The sequence below is a fragment of the Streptomyces sp. NBC_01433 genome (assembly GCF_026340105.1).
Taxonomy (GTDB): Bacteria; Actinomycetota; Actinomycetes; order Streptomycetales; family Streptomycetaceae; genus Streptomyces.
The window spans coordinates 2104535-2130588 of record NZ_JAPEPM010000002.1 but is presented as its reverse complement, the minus strand read 5'-3'; the positions used below and the strand labels follow the sequence as shown (position 1 = coordinate 2130588).

Annotated in this window: 26 protein-coding genes; 17 read left to right on the top strand and 9 right to left on the bottom strand. The window is 68.6% G+C overall.

Annotated elements, in window-relative coordinates; genetic code table 11:
• The 4 genes from OG413_RS36845 to OG413_RS36830 form a co-directional block, all read left to right on the top strand.
• On the top strand, positions 1-2542 hold a 2542-nt coding region (locus OG413_RS36845; protein ID WP_266813121.1), incomplete at its 5' end, for a sensor histidine kinase KdpD.
• 58 nt (positions 2543-2600) lie between these two features.
• A complete protein-coding gene (locus OG413_RS36840) occupies positions 2601-3293 on the top strand; it encodes a response regulator (protein WP_266813120.1) in 693 nt (230 codons plus the stop codon).
• Between the two features lie 202 nt (positions 3294-3495).
• Positions 3496-3912: an OB-fold nucleic acid binding domain-containing protein gene (locus OG413_RS36835; protein ID WP_266813118.1), complete on the top strand. Its 417-nt coding sequence runs from the start codon at positions 3496-3498 to the stop codon at positions 3910-3912.
• A gap of 3 nt (positions 3913-3915) precedes the next feature.
• A complete protein-coding gene (locus tag OG413_RS36830) occupies positions 3916-4674 on the top strand; it encodes a DUF3159 domain-containing protein (protein WP_266813116.1) in 759 nt (252 codons plus the stop codon).
• Between the two features lie 98 nt (positions 4675-4772).
• Here the strand turns inward: OG413_RS36830 and OG413_RS36825 are convergent, their stop codons facing one another.
• The gene (locus tag OG413_RS36825; RefSeq protein WP_073720936.1) at positions 4773-5450 is read right to left on the bottom strand and encodes a TrkA family potassium uptake protein; all 678 of its coding nucleotides are present in this window, start codon (positions 5448-5450) and stop codon (positions 4773-4775) included.
• Positions 5450-6118, bottom strand: a complete 669-nt coding sequence (locus OG413_RS36820) for a TrkA family potassium uptake protein (protein ID WP_073720935.1) — start codon at positions 6116-6118, stop codon at positions 5450-5452. The genes OG413_RS36825 and OG413_RS36820 overlap by 1 nt, the downstream gene beginning before the upstream one ends.
• 390 nt (positions 6119-6508) lie before the next feature.
• Here OG413_RS36820 and OG413_RS36815 point away from each other — a divergent pair, with 390 nt between their 5' ends.
• The 5 genes from OG413_RS36815 (at position 6509) to OG413_RS36795 (ending at position 13164) form a co-directional block, all read left to right on the top strand.
• Positions 6509-7183 (top strand): GntR family transcriptional regulator, encoded by a 675-nt coding sequence (locus OG413_RS36815; protein WP_266813114.1) that lies wholly within the window; start codon positions 6509-6511, stop codon positions 7181-7183.
• Positions 7184-7292: 109 nt separating this feature from the next.
• Positions 7293-8342, top strand: coding sequence for a 1-aminocyclopropane-1-carboxylate deaminase (locus tag OG413_RS36810; protein WP_266813112.1), 1050 nt, complete (start codon positions 7293-7295; stop codon positions 8340-8342).
• Positions 8343-8461: 119 nt separating this feature from the next.
• The gene (locus OG413_RS36805) at positions 8462-10510 is read left to right on the top strand and encodes an APC family permease (protein WP_266813110.1); all 2049 of its coding nucleotides are present in this window, start codon (positions 8462-8464) and stop codon (positions 10508-10510) included.
• Positions 10511-10623: 113 nt separating this feature from the next.
• A complete protein-coding gene (locus OG413_RS36800; RefSeq protein ID WP_266813108.1) occupies positions 10624-11952 on the top strand; it encodes a class I SAM-dependent RNA methyltransferase in 1329 nt (442 codons plus the stop codon).
• A 591-nt stretch (positions 11953-12543) separates the two neighbouring features.
• On the top strand, positions 12544-13164 hold the full coding sequence (locus OG413_RS36795) for a hypothetical protein (protein ID WP_266813318.1): 621 nt from the start codon (positions 12544-12546) through the stop codon (positions 13162-13164).
• A 499-nt stretch (positions 13165-13663) separates the two neighbouring features.
• Here OG413_RS36795 and OG413_RS36790 read toward each other — a convergent pair whose 3' ends face one another.
• From OG413_RS36790 to OG413_RS36765, 6 genes are all read right to left on the bottom strand, one after another.
• Positions 13664-14320 (bottom strand): contact-dependent growth inhibition system immunity protein, encoded by a 657-nt coding sequence (locus OG413_RS36790; protein ID WP_266813107.1) that lies wholly within the window; start codon positions 14318-14320, stop codon positions 13664-13666.
• 13 nt (positions 14321-14333) lie between these two features.
• Positions 14334-14633: an RNase A-like domain-containing protein gene (locus OG413_RS36785; protein WP_266813106.1), complete on the bottom strand. Its 300-nt coding sequence runs from the start codon at positions 14631-14633 to the stop codon at positions 14334-14336.
• A 58-nt stretch (positions 14634-14691) separates the two neighbouring features.
• Positions 14692-15252 carry a hypothetical protein gene (locus tag OG413_RS36780; RefSeq protein ID WP_266813104.1) on the bottom strand — a complete coding sequence of 187 codons (561 nt, stop codon included), beginning with the start codon at positions 15250-15252 and terminating at the stop codon, positions 14692-14694.
• Positions 15253-15278: 26 nt separating this feature from the next.
• Entirely contained in the window at positions 15279-17048 is a 1770-nt protein-coding gene (locus OG413_RS36775) for an RNase A-like domain-containing protein (protein WP_266813102.1), read from the bottom strand.
• The gene (locus tag OG413_RS36770; protein WP_266813100.1) at positions 17048-17353 is read right to left on the bottom strand and encodes a WXG100 family type VII secretion target; all 306 of its coding nucleotides are present in this window, start codon (positions 17351-17353) and stop codon (positions 17048-17050) included. Before OG413_RS36770 ends, OG413_RS36775 begins: the two co-directional genes overlap by 1 nt.
• Positions 17354-17485: 132 nt before the next feature.
• The gene (locus tag OG413_RS36765; protein ID WP_266813098.1) at positions 17486-18040 is read right to left on the bottom strand and encodes a pentapeptide repeat-containing protein; all 555 of its coding nucleotides are present in this window, start codon (positions 18038-18040) and stop codon (positions 17486-17488) included.
• Positions 18041-18124: 84 nt separating this feature from the next.
• Between OG413_RS36765 and OG413_RS36760 the strand changes: the two genes are divergently transcribed.
• Positions 18125-19363 carry an IS701 family transposase gene (locus tag OG413_RS36760; protein WP_266813316.1) on the top strand — a complete coding sequence of 413 codons (1239 nt, stop codon included), beginning with the start codon at positions 18125-18127 and terminating at the stop codon, positions 19361-19363.
• A 10-nt stretch (positions 19364-19373) separates the two neighbouring features.
• Here the strand turns inward: OG413_RS36760 and OG413_RS36755 are convergent, their stop codons facing one another.
• Positions 19374-20144, bottom strand: a complete 771-nt coding sequence (locus OG413_RS36755; RefSeq protein ID WP_266813096.1) for a hypothetical protein — start codon at positions 20142-20144, stop codon at positions 19374-19376.
• Positions 20145-20653: 509 nt separating this feature from the next.
• Between OG413_RS36755 and OG413_RS36750 the strand changes: the two genes are divergently transcribed.
• The 7 genes from OG413_RS36750 to OG413_RS36720 all read left to right on the top strand — a co-directional run bounded on the left by OG413_RS36750 (position 20654) and on the right by OG413_RS36720 (position 26036).
• Positions 20654-21316, top strand: coding sequence for an HAD-IA family hydrolase (locus OG413_RS36750; protein WP_266813095.1), 663 nt, complete (start codon positions 20654-20656; stop codon positions 21314-21316).
• Positions 21317-21424: 108 nt separating this feature from the next.
• Positions 21425-22615: a helix-turn-helix domain-containing protein gene (locus tag OG413_RS36745; protein ID WP_266813094.1), complete on the top strand. Its 1191-nt coding sequence runs from the start codon at positions 21425-21427 to the stop codon at positions 22613-22615.
• Between the two features lie 188 nt (positions 22616-22803).
• Positions 22804-23247: a hypothetical protein gene (locus OG413_RS36740; protein ID WP_266813092.1), complete on the top strand. Its 444-nt coding sequence runs from the start codon at positions 22804-22806 to the stop codon at positions 23245-23247.
• Positions 23244-23450 carry a hypothetical protein gene (locus tag OG413_RS36735; RefSeq protein WP_266813090.1) on the top strand — a complete coding sequence of 69 codons (207 nt, stop codon included), beginning with the start codon at positions 23244-23246 and terminating at the stop codon, positions 23448-23450. The genes OG413_RS36740 and OG413_RS36735 overlap by 4 nt, the downstream gene beginning before the upstream one ends.
• A gap of 50 nt (positions 23451-23500) precedes the next feature.
• The gene (locus OG413_RS36730; protein WP_266813088.1) at positions 23501-24385 is read left to right on the top strand and encodes a glycosyltransferase; all 885 of its coding nucleotides are present in this window, start codon (positions 23501-23503) and stop codon (positions 24383-24385) included.
• Positions 24382-25302 (top strand): phosphotransferase family protein, encoded by a 921-nt coding sequence (locus tag OG413_RS36725; RefSeq protein ID WP_266813086.1) that lies wholly within the window; start codon positions 24382-24384, stop codon positions 25300-25302. Before OG413_RS36730 ends, OG413_RS36725 begins: the two co-directional genes overlap by 4 nt.
• The gene (locus tag OG413_RS36720; RefSeq protein WP_266813084.1) at positions 25299-26036 is read left to right on the top strand and encodes a glycosyltransferase; all 738 of its coding nucleotides are present in this window, start codon (positions 25299-25301) and stop codon (positions 26034-26036) included. The genes OG413_RS36725 and OG413_RS36720 overlap by 4 nt, the downstream gene beginning before the upstream one ends.
• Positions 26037-26054: the final 18 nt, after the last annotated feature.

Here is a 26054-nt window from a genome sequence, read left to right as displayed (position 1 = left end):
GGCGCGCGGCAAGCTTCGGATCTATTTGGGTGCGGCACCCGGTGTCGGTAAGACGTACGCGATGTTGTCGGAGGCTCATCGTCGGGTGGAGCGGGGTACGGACTGTGTGGTGGCGTTCGTGGAGCATCATGGGCGGCCGCGTACGGAGGTGATGCTGCACGGTCTGGAGCAGGTGCGGCGCAGGGAGATCGAGTACCGTTCGGCGGTTTTCACGGAGATGGATGTGGATGCTGTTCTGGAGCGGGCTCCGGTGGTGGCGTTGGTGGATGAGCTGGCTCATACGAATGTGCCGGGTTCGCGTCATGCGAAGCGGTGGCAGGACGTGGAGGAGCTGCTGCGGGCGGGTATCGATGTGATATCGACGGTGAATATCCAGCATCTGGAGTCGCTGGGTGATGTGGTGGAGTCGATCACGGGGGTGCGGCAGCGGGAGACGGTGCCGGACGAGGTGGTGCGGCGGGCGGATCAGATCGAGCTGGTGGACATGTCGCCGCAGGCGTTGCGGCGGCGGATGGCGCACGGGAATATTTATCAGCCGGACAAGCTGGATGCGGCGTTGTCGAATTATTTCCGTCCGGGGAATCTGACGGCTCTGCGTGAGCTGGCGTTGTTGTGGGTCGCGGACCGGGTCGATGAGTATTTGCAGCAGTACCGGGGTGAGCACAACATCCGTTCGACGTGGCAGGCGCGTGAGCGGATCGTGGTGGGGCTGACGGGTGGTCCGGAGGGCCGTACGCTGATCCGTCGTGCGTCGCGGATGGCGGCGAAGGGGTCGGGCAGTGAGATTCTGGCGGTGTATATCGCGCGGAGTGATGGTCTGACGGCGGCGTCGCCGAAGGAGCTCACGGTCCAGCGGACGCTGGTGGAGGATCTGGGGGGGACGTTCCATCATGTGATCGGTGATGACATACCCGCGGCTCTTCTGGAGTTCGCGCGGGGTGTGAATGCGACGCAGATCGTTCTGGGTTCCAGCCGGCGCAAGACGTGGCAGTACATCTACGGTCCCGGTGTCGGTTCGACCGTCGCGCGTGATTCCGGTCCTGACCTCGATGTCCACATCGTCACCCATGAAGAGGTCGCCAAGGGCCGTGGTCTGCCCATCGCGCGCGGCGCCCGTCTGGGCCGCGCCCGCATCATCTGGGGCTGGCTCGTCGGCGTCGCCGGACCCGCCCTCCTCTCGCTGCTGCTGACCAGCCTGGAGAACGGTCCCGGCCTCGCCAACGACGTCCTGCTCTTCCTCTTCCTGACCGTCGCCGCGGCCCTGCTCGGCGGGCTGCGCCCCGCCCTCGCCTCGGCCGCCGTCGGCTCGATGCTCCTGAACTACTGGTTCACCCCGCCCACGCACACCCTCACCGTGCAGGACCCGGAGAACTTCGTCGCGATCGTGATCTTCTTCGCGGTCGCGGTGGCGGTCGCCTCCGTGGTGGATCTGGCGGCCCGCCGCACCCATCAGGCGGCCCGGCTGCGTGCCGAGTCGGAGATCCTCTCCTTCCTCGCGGGCAGCGTCCTGCGCGGCGAGACCACCCTGGACGCCCTGCTGGACCGGGTCCGCGAGACCTTCGCCATGGAGTCCGTCGCCCTGCTGGAGCGGAAGAGCGACGTCGACCCGTGGACCTGCGCCGGGTCCGTCGGCCCGGCCCCGGTCGTCCGCCCAGAGGACGCCGACGTGGACATGCCGGTCGGCGACCACATGGCGCTCGCACTGTCCGGCCGGGTGCTGCCCGCCGAGGACCGGCGCGTGCTCGGCGCGTTCGCCGCGCAGGCCGCCGTCGTCCTGGACCGCCAGCGCCTGGTCTGGGAGGCCGAGGAGGCCCGCCGGCTCGCCGAGGGGAACCGCATACGCACCGCCCTGCTCGCCGCCGTCAGCCATGATCTGCGTACCCCGCTGGCCGCCATCAAGGCCGCCGTCAGCTCGCTTCGCTCCGACGATGTCGCCTGGTCGGAGGAGGACGAGGCCGAACTCCTCGAAGGCATCGAGGACGGCGCCGACCGCCTCGACCACCTGGTCGGCAACCTCCTGGACATGTCCCGCCTCCAGACCGGCACCGTCACCCCGCTGATCCGCGAGATCGATCTGGACGAGGTCGTGCCCATGGCACTCGGCGGCGTCCCCGAGGGCAGCGTCGACCTCGACATCCCCGAGACGCTGCCGATGGTCGCCGTCGACCCCGGGCTGCTGGAGCGGGCCGTCGCCAACATCGTCGAGAACGCCGTCAAGTACAGCCCCGACGGGAAACCCGTCGCCGTGGCAGCCAGCGCCCTTGGTGAACGCGTCGAGCTACGGGTCGCCGACCGGGGCCGCGGGGTCCCGGACGAGGGCAAGGAACGGATCTTCGAGCCCTTCCAGCGGTACGGCGACGCCCCGCGCGGCGCCGGAGTCGGCCTCGGCCTCGCCGTCGCCCGCGGCTTCGTGGAAGCCATGGGCGGCACACTCGACGCCGAGGACACCCCCGGCGGCGGCCTGACCATGGTGCTCACCCTGAAGGCGGCACCGGGATACGTTGCGGTCAGCCCCGATCTTCCTGCCCCGGTCACCTCGTGACGGCAGCCCCGATTCCGTACAGCACACACTCTCCGAACAGCAGAAAGGCAGGTCCGCGATGACCAGGGTGCTTGTGGTCGACGACGAGCCGCAGATCGTACGCGCCCTCGTGATCAATCTGAAGGCGCGCAAGTACGAGGTGGACGCGGCCCCCGACGGGGCGACCGCCCTCCAGCTCGCCGCCGCCCGCCACCCCGATGTCGTCGTCCTCGACCTCGGGCTGCCCGACATGGACGGTGTCGAGGTGATCAAGGGGCTGCGCGGCTGGACCCGGGTACCGATCCTGGTGCTCTCCGCCCGCCACACGTCCGACGAGAAGGTCGAGGCCCTGGACGCCGGGGCCGACGACTACGTCACCAAGCCGTTCGGCATGGATGAACTGCTGGCCAGGCTGCGTGCCTCCGTACGCCGTGCCGAACCCGTCGGCCAGGACGGCGCCGACGATGTCGTGATCGTCGAGACCGAGGGCTTCACGGTCGACCTGGCGGCGAAGAAGGTCCACCGCGAGGGCCGTGACGTACGGCTCACCCCCACCGAATGGCACCTGCTGGAGGTCCTCGTCCGCAACAGCGGCCGCCTGGTCAGCCAGAAGCAGCTGCTCCAGGAGGTGTGGGGCCCCTCGTACGGCACCGAGACCAACTACCTGCGGGTCTACATGGCCCAGCTGCGCCGCAAGCTGGAGGCCGACCCCTCGCACCCCCGGCACTTCGTCACCGAGCCGGGCATGGGATACCGCTTCGAGCGCGGCTGACGGGGGGACCGGGGGCGGGCCGACGACGGGGCTGACGACGGGGCCGAGGGCGGGCTGACGACGGGGCCGGGGGCGGATACCGCTCGGAGCGTGGCGCCGACAATCGGCATTGCCGACAACCTGCGGCACCGATTCCGGTCACCCGTACGAGTGATCCTCCCCGTCCCCCGCTCGTACCACAGGGGACCGGTACCCTTCGGGTATGAGTGCCGTTCCTCGATTCGAGAAGGCCGGGAAGGCGGAAAAGCCCTCCGGCCGCTTCCGCCGCATGCTCGACCGGCTGTCCAGCTCCCAGCAGGACCTGGAGTCGGAGGAGCTGCAGGAGGACACGCAGGCGTCGGGGTGCACGCGTATCTCCGAATGCTCGGACCGCCAGATCGTGAAGGTGGCTGGTACGTTGCGGACCGTCACCCTGCGTCCGCGTGCCGGAGTGCCCGCCCTGGAGGCGGAGCTCTTCGACGGCACCGCGCCGCTGGACGTGGTCTGGCTGGGCCGGCGCTCGATCGTCGGCATCGAGCCCGGCCGCAGGCTCATCGTCTCGGGCCGCCTCGCCATGAGTCACGGGCGCCGGGTGCTGTTCAACCCCACATACGAACTCCGACCGCTCGGCAAGGAGTAGCCGGTGACGTCTCTTGACAAGCCGACGTCCGAAACGGACCAGCCCCATCGCACCGAAGAGCAGGAAGCCGAAGCGAAAGCGGTCACCGAGGCCGCGCTCTTCGAGGCTTTCGGCGGCGTGCGCGGCATGGTGGAGACAGTCCTGCCCGGACTGCTCTTCGTCACGATCTTCACCATCAACAAGAATCTGCACGTCTCGGCCATCGCGGCTCTGGCCGTGTCCCTCGCGCTCGTCGCCGTACGGCTGATCCGCAAGGACACCGTCAAGCACGCCTTCAGCGGCGTCTTCGGCGTGGCCTTCGGTGTGGTCTTCGCGATGATGACGGGCAACGCCAAGGACTTCTACCTGCCGGGCATGGTCTACACGCTCGGCCTGGCGCTCGCCTACCTCATCACGACCCTCGCCGGAGTTCCGCTGATCGGCCTGATCCTGGGCCCGGTCTTCAAGGAGAACCTCTCCTGGCGCACCAGGAACCCCGGCCGCAAGAAGGCGTACGCCAAGGCCAGCTACGCCTGGGGTCTGATCCTGCTCGCCAAGTGCGCGATCCTCTTCCCGCTCTACTGGTGGGCCGACACCGCCCAGCTGGGCTGGGTGCTGGTCGCGCTGAAGATCCCGCCGTTCCTGCTCGCCGTCTACCTGACCTGGGTCTTCCTGGCCAAGGCGCCGCCGCCCATCGACGTCTTCGCCGAGATGGAGGCGGAGGAGCAGGCCGAGAAGGCCCGCAAGGCGCAGGCGGCTTCAGCCCGTAACTACGAGGGCTGACCGCCACCGGCAGACGACGTTGAAGGGCCCGGAACCGTGACTCACGGTTCCGGGCCCTTCACCTGTGTACGGTGCCTGTGGTGTCGCCTCGGTCCGGCTCAGTCGTCCTCGGGATCGCGGCGGACCGACAGCAGGTCCTCCAGCTGCTCCTCGCGCGCCTGGGCGGCCACGAACAGCAGCTCGTCACCGGCCTCCAGGGTCTCCTCGGTGCTCGGAGTCAGTACGCGCGTACCGCGGATGATGGTGACCAGCGAGGTGTCCTCCGGCCATGCGACATCCCCGACCTGGGTGCCGGCCAGCGCCGACTCGGGCGGCAGCGTCAGCTCGACCAGGTTCGCGTCGCCGTGGCTGAAGCGCAGCAGCCGGACCAGATCGCCGACGCTCACCGCCTCCTCGACCAGGGCCGACATCAGGCGCGGTGTGGAGACCGCGACATCGACGCCCCAGGACTCGTTGAACAGCCACTCGTTCTTCGGGTTGTTCACCCGGGCGACGACCCGCGGAACGCCGTACTCGGTCTTCGCGAGCAGCGAGACGACCAGGTTGACCTTGTCGTCGCCGGTCGCGGCGATGACGACGTTGCAGCGCTGCAGGGCAGCCTCGTCCAGCGAGGTGATCTCACAGGCGTCCGCGAGCAGCCACTCGGCCATCGGGACCCGCTCCACCGAGATGGCGGTCGGCGCCTTGTCGATCAGCAGCACCTCGTGCCCGTTCTCCAGGAGCTCGGCCGCGATGGAACGGCCCACCGCGCCGGCCCCGGCAATCGATACGCGCATCAGTGACCGCCTTCCTCGGGACCCTCGGCAAAGGCCGCTTCGACCTTGGCGATCTCGTCCGTACGCATCATCACGTGGACCAGGTCGCCCTCCTGCAGGACGGTCTGCGACGTCGGCAGTATGGCTTCACCCAAACGGGTGAGGAAGGCCACACGGACGCCCGTCTCCTCCTGGAGTGTGCTGATCTTGTGGCCGATCCAGGACGGCGTCGTGTGCACCTCGGCGAGCTGCACACCACCGCTGGGGTCGCGCCACAGCGGCTCGGCGCCCGAAGGCAGCAGCCGTCGCAGCATCTGGTCCGCGGTCCAGCGGACCGTGGCCACGGTGGGGATACCGAGACGCTGGTAGACCTCGGCACGCCGGGGGTCGTAGATCCGGGCCGCGACGTTCTCGATGCTGAACATCTCGCGGGCCACCCGGGCGGCGATGATGTTCGAGTTGTCGCCGCTGCTCACCGCGGCGAACGCCCCGGCCTCCTCGATGCCCGCCTCGCGGAGGGTGTCCTGGTCGAAGCCGACCCCGGTGACCCGACGGCCGCCGAATCCGGACCCGAGGCGGCGGAACGCCGTGGGGTCCTGGTCGATCACCGCGACCGTGTGCCCCTGCTGCTCCAGAGTCTGCGCGAGAGCGGCTCCGACTCGCCCGCAGCCCATGATGACGATGTGCACCTTGCGCCTACCTCGCAGTCCTGGTCGTCCGGCTGACCTGCGAAAACACCCTGCTCACACTTCTCTCTCAGCTTGCCGGGCAAACAACGGGGCAACCGCCTTCGGCGTTCCCAGGGGATGAGCTTATGCGGCCATGCATCCAAAGCCTCATCCGAGTGTGCGTTCGGCGCGACGCTCCAGCAAAGGAGAGGTAAAGGGAACGGGATCGTCCGCTCGGCGCCTCACCCCGGCCCGCGCGATCGCCGTCAGTGACTCCCGTCCCGCGCCCCCCCGACCCGGCTGGTCAGTGCGGCGACGGCTCACCCGGTACGCGGCCCTCGCCCCGTCCGCCCGAACCCCTGCCGCACGCACCCTTCCGGCCAGGACAGCAGACATCTAACATGTCAGTTCATGGAGACCCTTCGCCCGGTCCGTCGGACACTGCTGCGGGACACCGCGTACGAAGCCATCCGCGACGCCATCGTCCGCGGGGACATCCCACCCGGAGCCCCCGTCCGCGACGCCGACCTCGCCGAACGCCTCGGCCTCTCCCGCGCCCCGGTCCGCGAGGCCCTGTCCCGGCTGATCGGGGAGGGGCTCGTCGAGAGCAAGCCGCAGAGCTACACCCGGGTGACGAGGCTCGTGCCGCGCGACGTCCGGGATGCCGCCGCCGTCGTCCAGGCCATGCAGGTACTGGCCGCCCGCGGCGCTGTGCCGCGTCTCACGGATCGCGACATCGCGGCGATGCGCGAGGCGAACACGCGCTTCAGGGCGGCGACCCGCGGTGGCGATGTCGCCGCCGCGCTGCGTGCCGACGACGAACTGCACGACACCCTCGTCACCGCCTGCGGCAACCGCGCGGTCGCCGCCACCATCGAGCGCTACACCCCGCTGATCCGCCGCCTGGAGTGGCGCCGGTTCGGCACGGCCAGTGCGGCGCACGGATCGGCGGAACTCCACGACCGCCTCATCGATGCCTGCGCGGAAGGCGACGCGGAGGCGGCGGCGCGGATCACGACGGAGATCTGGAGTGCGCTGGAAGGGCTGGCGGACGAGGAGGAGAACGCCACCGCCCAGGAGGCATGAGCGCCAGGACCGTCCCTCCCCGTTCCCAGCCCCCCGCCCTCCCCCCTTCCCGTCCCCGTCCCCCTCTCCGTGTCCCATCGCCCTCCGATCACGACCCCAGGAGCCCCCTATGACGACCGCCCCCCTTCCCGCCCTTCCCACCGCCCTCTCCGCCCCGCACCGCTACCCCCTCCTCTTCGGCCCCTCGCCGACGCACCGCCTGGACCGGCTCACCGAGCACCTCGGCGGTGCCGAACTCTGGGCCAAGCGCGAGGACTGCAACTCCCCGATCGCCTACGGCGGCAACAAGACCCGCAAGCTCGAATACCTCGTCGCCGACGCGCTGGCCAAGGGCTGCGACACCCTCGTCTCCATAGGCGGCGTCCAGTCCAACCACACCCGTCAGGTGGCCGCCGTAGCCGCTCGCGCGGGTCTGAAGTGCGTGCTCATCCAGGAGAGCTGGGTCGAGTGGCCCGATGCCGTGTACGACAAGGTCGGCAACATCCTGATCAGCCGGCTCGCCGGAGCCGACATCCGCCTCGTCCGCGCCGGATTCGGCATCGGCGTCAAGGACAGCTGGGAGCAGGCGCTGCGCGAGGTCGAGGAGCGTGGCGGCCGCCCGTACGCCATCCCGGCCGGCGCCTCCGACCACCCGCTGGGCGGGCTCGGCTTCGCCAACTGGGCGTACGAGGTCGTCGAGCAGGAACGCGCGCTGGGCGCCTTCTTCGACACGGTCGTCGTCTGCTCGGTGACCGGCTCCACCCAGGCCGGCATGGTCGCGGGCTTCGCCGCCATCGAGGAGGCGGGCGGCCGTCCCCGCCGCGTGCTGGGTATCGACGCCTCCGCCGAACCGGCCCGTACCCGCGAACAGATCGCCAGGATCGCGGGTGCCACCGCCTCGCTCATCGGTGTACGGCGCGCACTCACCGTGGCCGACATCGAACTGGACGAGCGGTACCACGCCGGTACGTACGGCATCCCCGACGACACCACGCTCGACGCGATGCGGCTGGCCGCCCGTACCGAGGGCATGGTCACCGACCCGGTCTACGAGGGGAAGTCGATGGCGGGCATGGCTGACCTCGTGGGGCGCGGCGAGATCGGCCGCGAGTCCACCGTGCTGTACGCCCATCTGGGTGGCCAGCCGGCACTGAACGGTTACAGCGCGTTGTTCTCGTAAGGGCGGGCGCAAGGATTGCGTTAAGGAATGTGTGAGCTTTCCCGCTGATCGCAGAAGAATGCGAGGCCACGGCGTTTGGGCGGCGGTGACCCCGCTGTCCAGCGCTTACGATCCTCTGCGTGTCCAAACTGACCGACGTGCCCAAACGGATCCTGATCGGCCGGGCGCTGCGCAGCGACAAGCTGGGAGAAACGCTCCTCCCCAAGCGCATCGCGCTTCCCGTCTTCGCATCCGACCCGCTGTCCTCGGTGGCGTACGCACCGGGAGAAGTCCTCCTGGTGCTGTCCATCGCGGGCGTGTCGGCCTATCACTTCAGCCCGTGGATCGCGCTCGCTGTCGTGGTCCTGATGTTCACGGTCGTCGCCTCGTACCGGCAGAACGTGCACGCGTATCCGAGCGGCGGTGGTGACTACGAGGTCGCCAACACCAACCTCGGCCCCAAGGCGGGTCTGACCGTCGCCAGTGCCCTGCTGGTCGACTACGTGCTGACCGTCGCCGTGTCGATCTCCTCGGGCGTCGAGAACCTCGGCTCCGCGATCCCGTTCGTCGTGGAGCACAAGACGCTCAGCGCCATCGTGGCCATCGTGCTGCTGACGCTGATGAATCTGCGCGGCGTCAAGGAGTCCGGAAAGCTCTTCGCCATCCCCACGTACCTCTTCGTGGCGGGTGTCTTCATCATGATCCTCTGGGGCGCGTTCCGGGGGCTGGTCCTCGGCGACTCGATGAACGCCCCGACCGCGGACTACGAGATCAGGCCCGAGCACCAGGGGCTGGCCGGCTTCGCCCTGGTCTTCCTGCTGTTGCGCGCGTTCTCCTCCGGCTGTGCGGCGCTGACCGGTGTCGAGGCGATCAGCAACGGTGTGCCCGCCTTCCGCAAGCCCAAGAGCAAGAACGCCGCGACCACCCTGGCGGCGATGGGCCTGCTGGCCGTCACCATGTTCTGCGGCATCATCGGGCTGGCCATGGCCACCGATGTGAAGATGGCCGAGAACCCGGCGAAGGACCTGATCCACAACGGTGCGGCGGTCGGTGAGAGCTTCGTCCAGGACCCGGTGATCTCCCAGGTCGCGGCCGCCGTCTTCGGTGACGGATCGTTCTTCTTCATCATCCTCGCCGCCGCCACCGCGCTGGTCCTGTTCCTGGCCGCGAACACCGCGTACAACGGTTTCCCGCTGCTCGGCTCGATCCTCGCCCAGGACCGCTACCTGCCGCGCCAGCTGCACACCCGCGGGGACCGGCTCGCCTTCTCCAACGGCATCGTGCTGCTGGCGGGCGCCGCCATACTGCTCGTCTGGATCTACGGGGCGGACTCCACGCGCCTCATCCAGCTCTACATCGTCGGCGTCTTCGTCTCCTTCACCCTCAGCCAGACCGGCATGGTGCGGCACTGGAACCGTCATCTGCGGACCGAGAAGGACCCGGCCAAGCGGCGCCGCATGATCCGCTCCCGCGCGATCAACACGTTCGGCGCCTTCTTCACCGGCCTGGTGCTCGTGGTCGTCCTGGCCACCAAGTTCACCCACGGTGCCTGGGTCGCGCTGCTCGGCATGGTGATCTTCTACGGGACGATGACCGCGATCCGCAGGCACTACGACCGGGTCGCCGAGGAGATCGCCGCCGACGAGACGCCCTCGGACGAGAGCGTCCGGCCCTCCCGGGTCCACTCGATCGTCCTGGTCTCCAAGCTCCACCGCCCCACGCTGCGTGCCCTGGCGTACGCCAAACTGATGCGCACCGACCAACTGGAGGCGCTGTCCATCAGCGTCGACGCGGCCGAGACGAAGGCGCTCAAGGAGGACTGGGAGCGGCGGGGCATCAACGTACCGCTGAAGATCCTCGACTCCCCGTACCGCGAGGTGACCCGCCCGGTCATCGAGTACGTGAAGGGCCTGCGCCGGGAGAGCCCGCGCGACGTGGTCAGTGTCTACATCCCGGAGTACGTCGTCGGTCACTGGTACGAGCACCTGCTGCACAACCAGAGCGCCCTGCGCCTGAAGGGCCGGCTGCTGTTCACCCCCGGGGTGATGGTGACGTCGGTGCCGTACCAGCTGGAGTCGTCCGAGGCCGCGAAGAAGCGGGCCAGGAAGCGTGCGGACTGGAACGCTCCGGGTTCGGTGCGGCGGGGGCCGGTGGAGCGCAGGCAGAAGGAGCCCACCACCAAGGGCTGACGCTCCGGCCGGTGAATGTGGTAAGCGGCCGGACGCCACCCACGTAGACTGGTGGGCTGTTGTCCGGCCGCACGTCCGGCCGTTTGCCCTTTTGAGCTCTGGAGCCTCCCCTCATGCAGAACGAATCCACGTCGTCGCTGGTCGGGGAGGAGTACGAGGTCGAGGTCGGGCCCGTCGCACACGGCGGTCACTGCATCGCCCGTACCGCCGAGGGCCAGGTGCTCTTCGTACGGCACACGCTCCCCGGCGAGAAGATCGTCGCCAAGGTCACCGAGGGCGAGAGCGACTCCCGCTTCCTGCGCGCCGACGCCGTACGGATCATCGAGGCGTCCAAGGACCGCGTCGAGGCCCCGTGCCCGTACGCGGGGCCCGGCAAGTGCGGCGGCTGCGACTGGCAGCACGCCAAGCCCGGCGCCCAGCGTCGGCTCAAGGGCGAGGTGATCACCGAGCAGCTCCAGCGCCTCGCGGGCCTCACCCCCGAGGAGGCCGGCTGGGACGGCACGGTCGTGCCGGCCGAGGGCGACAAGCTCCCCAAGGGCGAGGTGCCCGCCTGGCGCACCCGCGTCCAGTACGCGATCGACGAGGACGGCCACGCCGGGCTGCGCAAGCACCGTTCGCACGACGTCCAGCCGATCGACCACTGCATGATCGCCGCCCCCGGTGTCTCCGAGCTCGGCATCGAGAAGCGCGAGTGGCCGACGCTGGCCGCGGTGGAGGCCATCGCCGCCACCGGCTCCCACGACCGCCAGGTCATCCTCACCCCGAAGCCCGGCGGCCGGCTGCCCCTGGTCGAGCTCGACAAGCCGGTCTCCGTGCTGCGCGTCGAGGAGCACGACGGTGGCGTGCACCGCGTCCACGGCCGCGCCTTCGTCCGCGAGCGCGCCGACGACCGCACCTACCGCGTCGGCTCCGGCGGCTTCTGGCAGGTCCACCCCCAGGCCGCGTACACCCTGGTCAAGGCCGTCATGCAGGGCCTGATGCCGCGCAAGGGCGAGACGGCCCTCGACCTGTACTGCGGCGTCGGCCTCTTCGCGGGCTCCATCGCCGAACGCGTCGGCGAGAACGGCGCGGTCCTCGGCATCGAGTCCGGCAAGCGCGCGGCGGAGGACGCCCGCCACAACCTCAAGGACCTCGAACGCGTCCGGATCGAGCACGGCAAGGTCGACCAGATCCTGCCCCGCACCGGCATCACCGAGGCCGACCTGATCGTCCTCGACCCGCCCCGCGCGGGCGCCGGCAAGCAGGTCGTCAAGCACCTCGCAGCCCTCGGCGCCCGCCGCATCGCGTACGTCGCCTGCGACCCGGCGGCCCTGGCCCGCGACCTGGCGTACTTCCGGGACGGCGGCTACACGGTACGGACGCTGCGGGCGTTCGACCTGTTCCCGATGACGCACCATGTGGAGTGCGTGGCGATCCTGGAGCCGGTTAAGAAGGACGACTGAGCTGCGGTTTTGGTTGATGTGCGTAATGTGCATGGCGGGCGTTGCAGGCGACATCTTGACGCTGAAATGACGCTCCACGAGGCGTTTTGACGCTCGTTCTGATGGCCCGCCAGGTCCGTTGCGCTGCTGGTCAGACAGTCTCCTGGCTGCACATGTGTGGCAGGGTGCCGGGAATTCCGGGGAGTCCAGCGATCCTTCTCGGCCACCTGCGCACAGTGCCGGTAGCTCCTTCGTGTGTGCGGCACCAGCGAGGATCCGCGCGGGACTGCATCCCACATGGCGTAGGAACTGTCCGCGAGGTTGTGGGCGACGGCGGTATCAACGACCTGCCAACGCGTCAGGTGTTGGCAGGGTCCGGCACCGCGATGGGCGCTTCTGGTTCTTCCCTACTACGCCGGTAGTAGGGGGGGCGGTATCGATCTGTTTCGCCAACCGAGAGGGCGAAGGTTAGGTTTGTCGGCTGTGCCAGCTGACACCCTGATTGATGAGGACGACGCCTCCCATACCGATCAGATCCGCATCGGCGTTGTCCACGGTGGGAATCACTGTGGGACGTACGGCTGTGTGCGCGTATCCGTTCCTCTCTTGCCGCTGGGCCGCTTCCGGCGTGAATCGCGGGTACTCCGCCCCGAAACGGCCGGGAGGGTCGGCGCGGCAAGGCTTCCGGGCGTGCGAAGCGACAGGGAGGCGTACCTCCGGACGGCGCTGGCTCGCCATTGCGCGGAGGATGAACTACGCAGAGCCATAGAAGAGACCCCTGCGGCGGCGGGTATCCTTCTTGCTGTTCTGGACAGGGTGGCCAACGAGTCCATTCGCTACGAAACCGCCAAGGTGAGCACGGTCTCCGCAGCTGCTGGGATTCCTGGATTCATCGCCCTGCCCGCCACGGTACCGGCCGATGTGGCCCAATATTTCGCCCACATGCTGCGCATCGCGCAGAAGCTCGCCGGGTACCTCGGCGTTGAGATGACGAAGCAGACCTTCGTCAAGTCCGTCTCGAAGGCCATTCCCCTCGTCGGGGCTGCAGTGTCCGGCGGGCTCACCTTCGCGACCTTCCGCCCCATGTCCAGAAGGCTCAAGACGCATCTCTCCGGCCTGGAACTCGCCAAGCCTGCCCGCCAGGTCATCACGGGGAAGTCATTCAGGACGAGGACTCCCCGACCACAGACGAGGCGCAGATCCCGCAGCCGGGCTGTGGAGGGCGTGTCTTGAGGCGTTGGTAGGTGGCGGATCAGGCCGTGGACGAGGGCGAACAAGCGTCGTCAAGTTCACTGCGATCCCGCCGTGGCTGTGCGGTCGCCATTCCGGCGCACGGGTCTTGAATCTCGGGGTTCGAGCGTCGTGGGTCCCTCTCTCAGTTGTTCGGGGACCCGGGAGGGTTTCGGGCCGGCGCTTGAGCTTCGGGTCCCGAGGTCAAGGTTCGGGCCCCGAGATTCGAGCCGTGTTGTTCGTCCGGGAGGGAGGAGAGCTTTTGGGAAACCTCCTCCCTGCCACCCCGCCATAGCCAGCAAGGAAAATTAGTCGCGAGCGAGTTGCAGCAGAGAGCTGCCCCTGTTCGCGGTCCCCTCAACGAAGCGACCCGACGCGGTGTTCGGCGCACCGGTCGGGGTCTGACCCGAGGTCGATCAGGTGAGGTCTCGCGAGGGATCGGCCCTGCGACACTGTCCACGTTCGTGCCATCCTGCGGCTGTGCAGCGCCCGTCCAGCCGGATCAGACGCCGGAGAGCGTCGCCGCCAGCGACTGGAACCAGGCGCCGTGGGAGAACGGCTCCGGCGGGCCCACCTCCATGCCGAGTTCGGCGGCAGCCAGGGCGTAGTCCCCCTCGTCCAAGGGAAGGGCGAGCAACTCGTGCAGTTCACCCACGAGGCGGGCGACCAACTGCGGGTTTGTGGTGTCAGCGTAGTCGGTGACTGCGGCGTCGTGGCCGAGGAACTCGTCGACGACGTCCTGCGAGAACCAGCCCCCCAGCAGTTGCGCGGTCTCCGGAAAACGCGCGCGCCACTCCCAGTGAGTCTGCGGGGACGACGGCTGCGGGACGTCGCCCTCCTCGATGCTCCTCTTCAGGTGGTCGGCCAGCACTATCAGCCAGTCGCCGATGTCCGACTGTGGCTTTCCGGTGTCCGGGATCGAGTAGAACTCACCCAGCTCCTGCCGGACGCGGCCCGGAGGATTGCGGCTGTACTCCCGCAGTTGGCGCTCCGCCTCCGCGACGGCAGAGGGGCGGGTGTGCCAGGTGTGACGGAGATACGCGTCCAGGGCGCGACTGCGCCGCTCCGGGGAGTCGTCGGCCGACTGACCCAGATACGCGCGCATCACCTGGTCCAGCTCACCGTACCGCCGGTCGTGTTCGAGGGGCTTCATGGACATGTGCGTGCGACCCCTACAGGTAGAACGGGACGGTCGTCTGGACGACGAAGCCGAGCGGACTCGTCGCCTCGCGGCGCAGCACCACGCGCGCCGCGCGCACGTCGACGGGGCCGCGCCCGGCCAGCAGGTCGCCCTCCAGTTGGACCCGGCCCACGGGCTCCGCACGGGACGGCCAGGCTGCCTCGACGGTGAGGCGGACCCGGGTGTTCTGGGCTAGCCAGCGGTGGACGGCCTGTTCGTTGGCGGTCACCACCTGCTGGGTGGCCCACTGGGCGGTCTCCCGGTCGGGATAGGAGGCGGAACGGGTTAGCACGGGGGTATCCTCTCAAATCACCTCGTCAGGAGCCGGGCTCCTACGGGTGGCAGGCGGTTCAGTAGTCGGCGAAGTTCCAGAACATGCCCACCTCGGTGTCCGAGACGACGATCAGGCCGTAGTCCTCCGAGTACACGCTAAGCGGGCTGTACGCCCAGCTCGACGATGTGAAGTCAAGCGTGCCGCTCACGTGACCGGGCTTGTTGACGTTGGTGTGAAAACTGGCAGTGTCCCCGTAGCGCGCGAGGATCGTGCGCGCCATCGCCCGAAGCTCCTCCTCGCCTTCGGCGAAGCGACTCAGGTTGGACAGGGTGCAGCGGTCGTCCGTAAGGGCGAGGAGCAGGTTCTCGGCACTGTCCCGATCGATCTCCTGGAGACGCCTCGCGATGTACTCCGGCGGGTGGGCGACGAAGGGATACGTGGGGGACGCCTCGCGCTCCGGGTTCTGAGCCGCGTCATCGAGACGGGCCCAGCCGCGGGGGTCCGGGGCCCGTGCCATCAGAGCGAGGGCGTCGAGGACCCAGTTCTCGTGGCGACGCGGGCCCGTGGCGTCGTACGGGTACGCGTCCTCGTACAAGTGGCGTACCGCGGCTTCCCAGGACGTCTGGTCGACGGACATGTGGTGCTGGCCTTTCTCGGCTTTCGCTAGGGCTTGGAGGGCATCGACGTCATGACGGTGAACGGAGGGTTGCGGCTGCTGTCGTAGCGGATACGGGTGTCGACGCCGCTCACGTCGTACGCCTGGGCTTTCAGACCCCCCTGCTTGTACCCGGACAGCGGGTCGTTGGGGTCCACCGGCTGCTTGCTCACGCTGCGGCCGCTGGTCTCGCCGCTCGGCACCGTGTCGTAGAACGACTTGACGTCGCCGTCGGAGGCCGGCGGAGGCCCCTTGACCCATGCCTCGATGGCGGCCTTGTTCGTGTTGAGGTTGCGCTCGGTCAGTTCCTCGGCGCGTTGGTAGTTCGGGAAAGCGGAGGAGCCGCTGGGAATCGGCTTGCCGTGTGGCCAGGCCGCCGTTGGGCCGCCCGACTGCTGGTCACGCAGGCGCTGCGCCAGCTGCTCGTCCGTCTTGCCGACGTGCTTGTCCAAAGTATGGCCGTTCGCCATGTATTCGTTGGCGGCGAGGTTCAGGTCGTAGTTGCCGTTCGAATCGACCTTCAGCCAGACCTTCGAGTCCTTGAAATCCTCCAGGGCCCGGGTACCGAAGCCGTGCGAACGGGCAACGCCGGCCTCGAACTTGGGTGCGCTCCGAAATGCCTCGTCCAGCGGCTCCCTCAGCGCCTCCATGCGAGTGGTCAGGCCTCCCAGGATGCCGGTGTACTTGTCGACGATCCCGTTCAGCTTGCTCGTGTCGATGTTCAGTACCGTCTTGACGTCGAACGACAGGATCAGGCCCGCGCCCTTGCCGATCACGGAGGTGACGGTGCCGAGGATGCTCTTGGGGTCCTTGGGCTTGGCGAGGTCCTCGATGATCTCCTTGGCGGCTTTCCACATGGCGCGGTGGAGCTCGTCCGCGACATCGCGGTTGAGGTCGACGGCGGCCTCGGCGTACTCGCGCAGGATGGTGGCGATTTTGTCCGCAGTGTCCTTCAGCACGGCCAGGACCGGCTCACTGCCCGTGGGGACCCGGGGTGTGCCCGGACCTGAGTTGGCGGTCTGCCCCCACTGGTAGCCGTGCCGCTGCTGCCCCCAGGCCGTCCCTCCCCACAGAGCGCTGCAGAAGGTCCGCATCGCGGCTTCCCAGTCCGCCTGCTGGTGGTTGGTGATGGCACCCACCGCCTGGGTGAGCTGGCCCGCCCCCAATGACGCGGTGATGGATACGTTCATCCAGTTGTGACAGAGCGAGTTGAGGTAGTGCTGCTGCGGGAAGGGGTGGACGTCCGCCACCCTTCCGATCCGGAACACGTTCTTGCACAGTGGCTGGAGGACGTCCCGGACGATTTCGGGTATGCCCTCCATCAGGCCGCGCAGGATGTCGTCGCCGCCGTCGTCGTCGCCCCACTTGATATCGGGTACCGAGTCGAAGTTCGGGGCCTTGTCGATGACCGCGGGCCGTGGGCGCTGCTCGGCCGTCATTCCCGGCTTGGGGTGGGCCGCCAGGTCTGCCCTGGTGTACGCGTTGGCCGTCTCAGTGAACCCGACTGCGACACCACCGACGCTGAGCACAGACCGGCCCCAGACCTCCAGCCAGCGATTGCCGATCGTCTTGTACGCCCGGGCGAACCTCTCGGCCTCGGTGCCGGCACCTCCTGCGTCGGGGTACTTACCCAGCTCCTCGAGAAGCGTCTTGGCACCCCGTACCAGGAAGTCCTGCTGCGCGGCGACCCGACCGGAGACCGACCAGAGGTCGCTCGGCTTGACGTCGATGGTGCCGCTACCACCCGGCGACTGGGCGGGTGAGGAGGTGCCGGCCATCAGGCACCGCCTCCCCAGCCTTCGAGTACGGACCTGTTGGCCGCGGCGTAGTTCAGGTGCCCCTTCACCACGACCTCATGGAGCCAGGCCTGGGTTGCCTTGAGGTCGCCGGCGGAGTGGCTCCACTTGTCCAGCTCGTCGATGAACGCTTCACGTGCCTCACCGTCCCAGCTCAGCACTGCTTTGGCGGACCGCTCGTACAACGTGTCCAGCTTCTCGTTCAGGACGCGGAGGATGCCCTCCAGATCACCCGAAAGCTGCTGCAAGGTAGCGAAATTGACGGTGATGCGGTCTTCGTTCGGCACGGTGATGATCCCCCTAGTACTCCAGCTGTAGATCGTGATCTCGCTGGGTGTCGCTGAGCACTTCGGTTGGCGAGGGCCGGTGCTCAACCTCAGCCTGATTGGGGTTGTGATCGGCGCGCTGCCAGGCAGGCCCTACTCGTTCGCGCCATGCCCGGGTGGCCACCCGATGACGCCTTCCGCTTGAACATTACGCAGGGACGCTCCCTCGAACCGGGCCCCGGTGACGTCGGTCAGCCCGAGCGGGGGCATGCCGGTGTTCACGCTTCCGAGCCTGGTGTCGGTCAGATCGGTGTCGCGCAGGTCAGCACCCCGTAGATCGCATCCGGCCAGGCTGACCTCGCGCAGTGAGGCCCCACGCAGGTCTGCACCGCTGAAGTCGCAGAACTTAAACCAGCACCCGTCCAGGGTGGCGTGGCGTAGATCGGCCCCCATGAACGAGCAGCGGGTGAACCGCAGCTGCAACGTGCGAGCGGAAGCAAGGTTCTGGCCGGTGAAGTCCTCACCGTTCACGGCCGCATAGCGGTGAAGCGCGGCAAGTCGTTGTCTCGCGGTCAGTGGCGTGGTCATGTGCGCCAGCGTGTCAGGCGGGTCGGTGGCCGTCGCCCTCATTTCCGACAGTTCGCCGCCCGCGAGCCAATCACGCAGGTCCGGGCTGGTCCGGAAACGGGTGCGGCCACCGGTGATCATCGGTGTGTGAAGACAGAAGATCAGACGGTGGCCGCAGGTCACAGCATAGATCCCGTCCGTTGGCGGGAGGCGTTCGAGGTGGCCATGGGCCGGATCGCGGGCCGGTTCGCCCGGGTCGAAACCCGCCTTCGGGCCGGGCGGTTGGTGAAGGGCCTGCTGTCTGACCTGCCGCGCAAGAACTGCTGGACGATCGCGGAGTGGGCCGGGGAAGCGACCCCGCACGGCATGCAGCACCTGCTGTGCCGGGCCTCCTGGGACGCCGACGCGGTCCGCGACGACGTGCGCGAATACGTCGTCGAGCACCTCCACGACGAGGCCGCGGTGCTGGTCGTCGACGAAACCGGTGACCTGAAGAAGGGCACCCACACCGTCGGGGTTCAGCGCCAGTACACCGGCACGGCTGGGCGGATCGAGAACTCCCAGGTCGCCGTCTACCTCTTCTACGCCGGCGCCCGGGGACACGCCGCGGTGGACCGGGAGCTGTACCTCCCGCGCTCCTGGACGTGCGACCCGGAACGCTGCCGGGCCGCGGGGCTCAGCGAGGACACCGTCTTCGCGACCAAGCCGGAACTGGCCAGAATGATGATCGAACGGTTCCTGGACGCCGGGCACCATGTGGGCTGGGTCACCGGGGACGAGGTCTACGGCGGCAACCCGAAGCTGCGAGCCGCCCTGGAGGAACGTGGCCTGGGCTATGTGCTCGCGGTGGCTTGCTCGGCTGAAATGACCACCGGTGCAGGCACGTTCCGCGCCGATGCCCTGGTGAAGAAGGTGCCCGAGCGGGCCTGGCAGAAGCTCTCGGCCGGACGTGGCGCGAAGGGACAGCGCTTCTACGACTGGGCTGTCATCGATCTTGCCGACCCGGCGCCGGGCCACCGCCAGCTGCTGGTCCGCCGCAACCGCACCACCGGTGAACTCGCCTACTACCGCTGCTACTCACCCGAACCGGTGCCGCTGACCACCCTGGTGAAGGTCGCCGGCTCCAGATGGCGGGTGGAGGAGACCTTTCAGAGTGAGAAAGGGCTGGCCGGCCTGGATGAGCACCAGGTCCGCCGCTACCCCTCCTGGAGCCGCTGGGTCACCCTCGCGATGCTCGCCCACGCCTTCCTGGCCGTGGTCCGCGCCGACGAACACGCCCGACGGCCCACCCCCGACGGCCTGGTCCCGCTGTCCTGCAACGAGATCCAGCGCCTGTTCATCACCCTCGTCGTCCAGCCTCTCCACGACGCGGCCCACCGGCTCGGCTGGTCCGACTGGCGCCGCCGCCATCAGGAGCGATCACGCACCAGCCATTACCGGCGACAAGCCGCATCCCAGACTTGAAGATCACGATCTACAGCTGGAGTACTAGTTGACCACCAACAAGTTGCAGAGCCATCTGGGCCCGCACCTGGTTGCGAAGGGGTTCTTCGCTGATGTTGTCGGATAGCACACCGGCGGCCTTCAGCCGGCGGTCGAACCGGCCGTCATCACGGAGCATCACGCCTTGCGCACCCATGTCTCGACGCGTGCGGTTGGACTGCAGGAAGAAGACTCCTGCCAGAAGATCGATGACTGCTCCAGCGGTCTGCGTCACGATCGCTGCGTACCGGCTGCCGTTGCTGTCGGCGTGCACGATTGCCAGTCCGACCCCAGTCAGAAGAACCGCTGAACCGACCATGCCGAAGACAATGCTGACGAAGAAGCTGACCTTGGCCTGGGCGAGTCCGTGGGAGTAGATCTGGGTCAGCGTCGACGACTGCGCGTCCGGGCCCAGGAGCGGTGCGGTATTGCCGTCCTTGGCACCTGCGTGAGACGCCCCGGGCTGGATGTAGACCCGCGACTCAGCGCCATAGACGTGGACGTGGGGAAGGTCGGGATCTTCTACGTGGCGACGTGCACTTTCTGCCTCGCTGGCGAAGGAGCGGCTCGCTGCCCATAGCAACGACAAGATCACCCCGGATACTCCGAGGAGGACGGAAGCGGTCGTGGTAGCGGTATCAAGCCAAGCACGCTTCTCAAGGTCGTCGTAGGAGGGGCCGTTGGCCTTTAGGAATGCCCAAGAAGCGAAGGCGACCACCACCGACAGCACAATCCCGAGGGCGGCAACCAGTGGCGTGCGCACTCTACGCACGAGTCGTTCCGTGGTCGCAGGTGAAGGAGACGGGGCTTCTTCACCTGTCTCTGGTTCTGTCCCGGCCAAAGTCTGTTGTGCCTTTCTCGGAGATGCACTGCACGCATTGTGCGGGCCGACGGACACTGATTCTGCGGTTTCCGACCGGTCTCCGCCATACCAATGTTCGCTTCGTTGCCCGTGCTTCCTCCTGGGGGGCGAGGCCGAGGAGGCTGGCCTCAAGGCGGTCACGGGTGTCATGGTCAAGGGCCAGCAGTTCCGAAGTACGGCCGGGCGGCTCTGGCCCGGACAGCGTGGTTCGACGGCAAGAGGCGGCGCCGGCTGGGCCGCCGTCGAAGGGCGACTGCCTGCCTGAGCAGCGCTTCCGATCCTCAAGACTTGCCCGCCCCGGCCACCCCGTGCAACTCGTTCGGCAGAGCCGGCGACACGAACGGCGCCGAAGGAGCGGAACACCTCGCGGTAGCGTCGTCGTTGAGGTCGACGGAGAGGAACCCCGCAGCATGCCGCAGCCCACGGACCCCGCCCACCACGAGACCCCGCGCGGGCTCATCCTGGACTTCGCCGGAGTCCTGACCGGGGACCCCCGCCCCGTGCACCGCGCCTGGTGCGAGTCCGAAGGGCTCCTCGCGGAAGCATGGCGGGCGACGCTCAACGACCACCCCGAGGGGCGGCGGCTGTACACCGCCCTGGAGATCGGCCACATCGGCCAGGCCGAGTGGAACGAGGGGACTGCCGCCCTGCTCGGCGCGCACGTTGCGCCGGAGAACCTGATGGGACGCGCCTGGGCGAACGTACCGCCAGCCCGGCGCATGGCCGCGCTCGCCCGCGCCGCAAAGGACGCCGGATACCGGCTGGCGCTCCTGTCGAACAGCTTCGGACTGGAGCCGTTCAACCCTTATGCACATGCGGGTATTTGGGACCTGTTCGACGTCCACGTGGTTTCGGAAGTGGTCGGTCTCGCGAAGCCCGACCCGGCGATCTACCAGCTCACCCTGGACCGCCTCGGCCTGCCGGGGCCGGCCTGCTTTTTCGTCGACGACCACCCGGTCAACCTTCCGCCCGCTGAGTCCCTCGGCATCACTACCGTCCTCGCGACGACTGAGAACGAGACAGTCGACGAGCTGGAGCGGCTCCTCGGGGTAAACGCAGCCCTCACCCTGTAGGCACATTCCAGCCGCCCCGCCAACTCGCCCTCACCCAAAGGGTGCGCACACCTGTGGTGAAGTGGGTACGGTCCAAGCCTGGCTTGAACGGCCCGGGGAGTGACTGCCATGCAATGGTCGGAATACACCACCGCTGAACGCCTCAAGACCCTCCGCAGCGGGATGACGCAGGAGCAGCTGGCGGAGGCCGCCGACGTATCGGTCGGTGTCGTGCGGAAGCTGGAACGTGGCGGCACCGCTTCTCTTCCCTCCCTGCTGGCCATCGCTTCCACGCTCGGCACCGACATCGCGGTACTCCTCGGGCAGCAGGCACCTCGCCGCTCGATGAATCGTGACGAGCGGGCGGCCTTGCGAACTCTCTCGGCTGCCACGCACGACGCCGCGATCGGCATCCTCTCCGGCTCCGAGCCTGGCACCGTCGCGGAGCTGCGTGCCGTCGTCCAGCACGCGGACACCGCCTACTGGGCAGGCCGGTACACCGAACTCGGCACCCTGCTGCCGGAGGCCCGTGCTCGGTACGACGCCGCTGGCATCGACGAGAGAGAAGCCGCAGCCGGCCTGCTGGCTGACGCCTTCCAGACTGCGGGCATGGCCGCGAACGTCTGGGGATCGCGGGACCTCGCCTACGCCGCCCTCACGTACGGGCGCCAGATCGCTGTCCAGGCCGGGGACGACCTGCGTGAGGCGCACCTCGCCGCCACGACGGCGTGGGTGAACCTCCGTGACGGGCGTACGGCGCAGGGCTTCGCGCTCGCCGCCGCCCGAGCGGAGCGGATCGAGCCCAGGATGTCCGAGCATGACCCCGACCGTCTGTCGGTGTACGGGCAGCTCGTCACCAATGCAGCCGTGGCCGCGTCGCGGGGCGGTGCTTCCGCCGACACGGCACGCGAGTATCTGTCCCAGGCCCACGCGGTCGGCGCCCGCCTCGGCAGCGAGTACGCGCGCGGCAGCCATGCCCAGCCATACGGTCCGCTGTACGCCGCCACCCAGGCCATGAGCATCGCCGTCGCCCTGGGCGATACGGCGGGGGCGCTGCGGCTCATGGACACCGTCCGCCTGGACGAGACGGTCCCGCTCGCGACCCGAGCCCGCTACGGACTCGACGTCGCCCTGACCCATGTGGAGTGCCGCCGGTGGGACCGGGCTGCCGACACTCTGGAGGAGGTCTCCACCATGGCACCGGGATGGGTTCAGCACCAGATGCTGCCCGGGGTGATCATCTCGCGGCTGGCAGGTGTGTCCGTGGGCCGACTTCGCGGCCTCGCGCACGCGGCCGGCGTCCCTTTGGGTGTGCGCTGACCACCCACCATCACGCCCCGTGGTAGTTCGACGGTCAGGCGTTCACCGACTGCCACGCCCCGTGGCAGTCCGAACGCCGCTTGCGGGCTCTGCAGGTACGGGGTGTGACAGCTCGACCGGTCCCCAACCTCACCTGTAGTCACGGCCCGTGCCTGTTGAGCGATGGGTCCTCCCAGCACGCTTAGAGCATGCCGAACTCCTCGTCCGGCGGCCTCGGACACGTTCCCGTCGCCGTCTACTCCTGCGCTGTCGAGCCGCCTGCAGTACGCGAGGCCGAACTTCGCGCTCGCCACTACTCCGACGCACGCCACTGGCACGTCGCCGGTGTCTGGTCCGACGACGACCCCACCGTGCCCCTGGACACCCGGTTGGGCTGGTCGGCCATCACGGGGGCTCTGTCGTCCGGCCTGGTTCGCGGCATCGTCGTCGCCGGAGCCACACACGTCGCCGACGACGCCGCCCAGTTCGCCGCACTCGGCGTCCTCATCCGCGATCGTGGCGGATTCCTGGCCGAGGCGACGAACAGTCCTTCCCGCCACACGCCCGGCCAGCACAACCGTCGCCGGATCCTCTTCGAGGCGGCGGCCGGCTGGACGCCGTGGGGGCGCCTCGTCCCTGCGAGCGTCCAGTGAGTCGCGTACGTGCGGAGATCGGCGATCTCGTCCGGGACGGCGCCGGACCGCAGGCGATCGTGACCGACATCAAGCAAGGGCGGACCTGGGTCCTGCGTCGACCGGCTGGCGGCATGTCGCACCAGTGGGAGACCGACGACCCCGACTCCCTTCACGTACTGGAGACCCGCACGTCCCGGTTGGAGCGCCAGCGAGACGAGTAGTGAGCGCCCCCACAGACATTCCATCCCTGCCTCTGGAAGGCGAATCCGCTGTGTACGCATTCGGCTTATGCCTCGACCAGCGCTACCTCGTCCCCGGCCTGGCCGCCATCACCGCCCTCGCCGACAGCCTCACTCCCCGAGCCCGCCGGGACGTGGCGCTGCGCGTACTCACCCTCGACCTGGCTCCGTCCGAGGCCGTGCTCCTCTCGCATCTGGCGCGACGGGTCGGCTTCCGCTCGTTCGACCTGGCCCACCGCTCCCCGCTGCGTACCGCGCGGATGGCGGACTCCTCCTACATCAGCGTCGCCACCTACCTGCGGTTCGAGTTCACCGCCGCGTTCGTCCGACGCCCGTATCTGATCTACCTCGACGCCGACACTCTCGTGCGAGGCGACCTGAGTGCACCGCTGAACGACTTGTGCCTGGGGGACGTGGGCGCTGTGCGGGACGAGTTCGGCCCGTCCGTGGGCGATAGCCACGCCTTGCCGGGTGCCGCAGAACGCTGGCCTCACTTGAAGGGCAGGCCGTACTACAACGCCGGCCTGCTGTGGGCCCACGTCGTCGACCTGCCGCGGGTACGTCGAGGAGTCGGCCACGCGCTGGTCCGGCTGCGCCGGCACATCCATCACAACGACCAGGACGCCCTGAACCTCTGGCTCCTCCACGCTGGCCGCGTTCGACCGGTCGGCCCCGGATACAACCGCTTCGAGCTCGGCCGGTTCCTCGAACGCGGCAACTGGGCCCGACGCGTCGTCGCCCGCTCCCCGCTCCCCGACTCCTCCGCACCCCTCATCCACTTCGTAGGTCCCGAAAAGCCATGGCAGGCCGACTGCCCCCGCACCGAGGAAGTCCGGGAGTACTGCACGCACTTGCGACGCACCATGCACCACGTCCGCGCCCTGGGCTTCGCCCCCGAGCAACCGGAGCTCCGATGACCGCCTCACCCCTCGCCGCGCCCATCCCGCCGATGGTCTCGCGTGCCTGCAACCTGCTGCTGGGAAGCCCCGTCAGAACCGCCGAACGCCTGGTAACCGGCTCCCGTACCGCCGTCTACCGAGTCGCCCTCCCCGTCGGCTCGAATGTGATCGTGAAGCTCTACTCCCACACCGCACGCCGGAACGCCCTCACCGAAGCCACAGCGATTCGTGCGGTCTCGGCCGCCGTGCCCGTACCGCGGGTACTCGGCTACGGCACCACCTCCAGTGCCGGCGCCACCGCGCTGGTCACCTCCGACTTGGGCCCCGGCACCCTCGGCTCCGCCGTGCGCTCGGGGAGCGTCCCGCGCCTCCAGGCACTAAGGGACCTCGGCACGCTCCTCGGCCGCATGCACGGGGCACCTGTTTCCACCACCGCTCCTCGGCGTCCCGTGATCGAGACAGTCGCCTCCCTGAGTCGACGCTGCCCCTCCGACGTACTCGACCGGCTCGCACGCGCCCTCGCCATCGTCACCGACCCCCTCGACGAGGCGTCCCTCGTGTGGTGCCACGGCGACCCCCACCTCGACAACGTGGTCCTCTTCGGAACCCGGCAATCCCGTCACCTGGTCGACTTCACCGACTCCGCGCCAGGACGCCGGGAGGCGGACCTGGCACACGCCCTCGTCATGACGGACGCCCACTCGCAATGGGACCGACACGCCCTTCTCGGCGCCTATCCACATGCCCTGAACGACACCCACCTCGCGGCTTGGTCGGCCTTCCTCACCGTGAGCTGCTGGACCCATGCCAGACCCGGCAACCACCGGACCATCTGGTCCAACCGGTTGGCCGAACTGTCCCGTCGGACACCCCACTTGTTCAGGCCCCACCAGGGGCGCTCCCACGCACCGCACGCGAGAAGGAGAGTCCGATGACCGGCACCGCCCCTGGCCTGACGGTAGTCATCCCCGCTCACAACGAAGCTGCCTACCTACCCCGCTATCTCCCCACCGTCCTCATGGCCCTCGCCCACTGGGAGGCCGCGAGCGGTGAGCGGGGTGAAGTCATCGTGGTCGACAACGCCTCCACCGATGCCACCGCCGACATGGCCGCCACATTCGGGGTCCGCGTGGTCAGCGAGCCGGTCCGCAGCATCGGCCGGGTACGCAATGCCGGCGCGAACGCTGCGCACAGCCCCCGGCTGTTCTTCACAGACGCCGATGTCGCCCTGCCCGCCGAAGCGATCAGTGCGGCAGCATCCGCGCTGGACGCCGGAGCCGTCGGCGGAGCAATCCCGCCCCTCTACACGCCGGACCGGCTCGGGGCGCGGCTGCTGTGCGCGTACTGGGACCACTACCGCGCCCGCCATGGCGGAGCGCAGGGAGTCGCCCAGTTCGCCACCGCCGCCGCGTTCAAGGCTATCGGCGGATACCGCGAGGACCTGCTCATGAGCGAGGACGTCGACCTCTTTGCCCGCCTGACCGCCCACGGCCTCATCACCGCCGCACCGGTCAAGATCCTGGACGACCTGCGGGTACGCCCCTCCACCCGCCGCTACGACCAGTGGTCAAGCCTCCGAATGCTGTGGTGGCAGAACCCGGTCACCGCCCGCCTTCGGCTCAGCTCCCCGCGCATGTGGCGCCACTGGTACGAGACCACCGTCCGATGAGTCACGAGCCCCGGATGA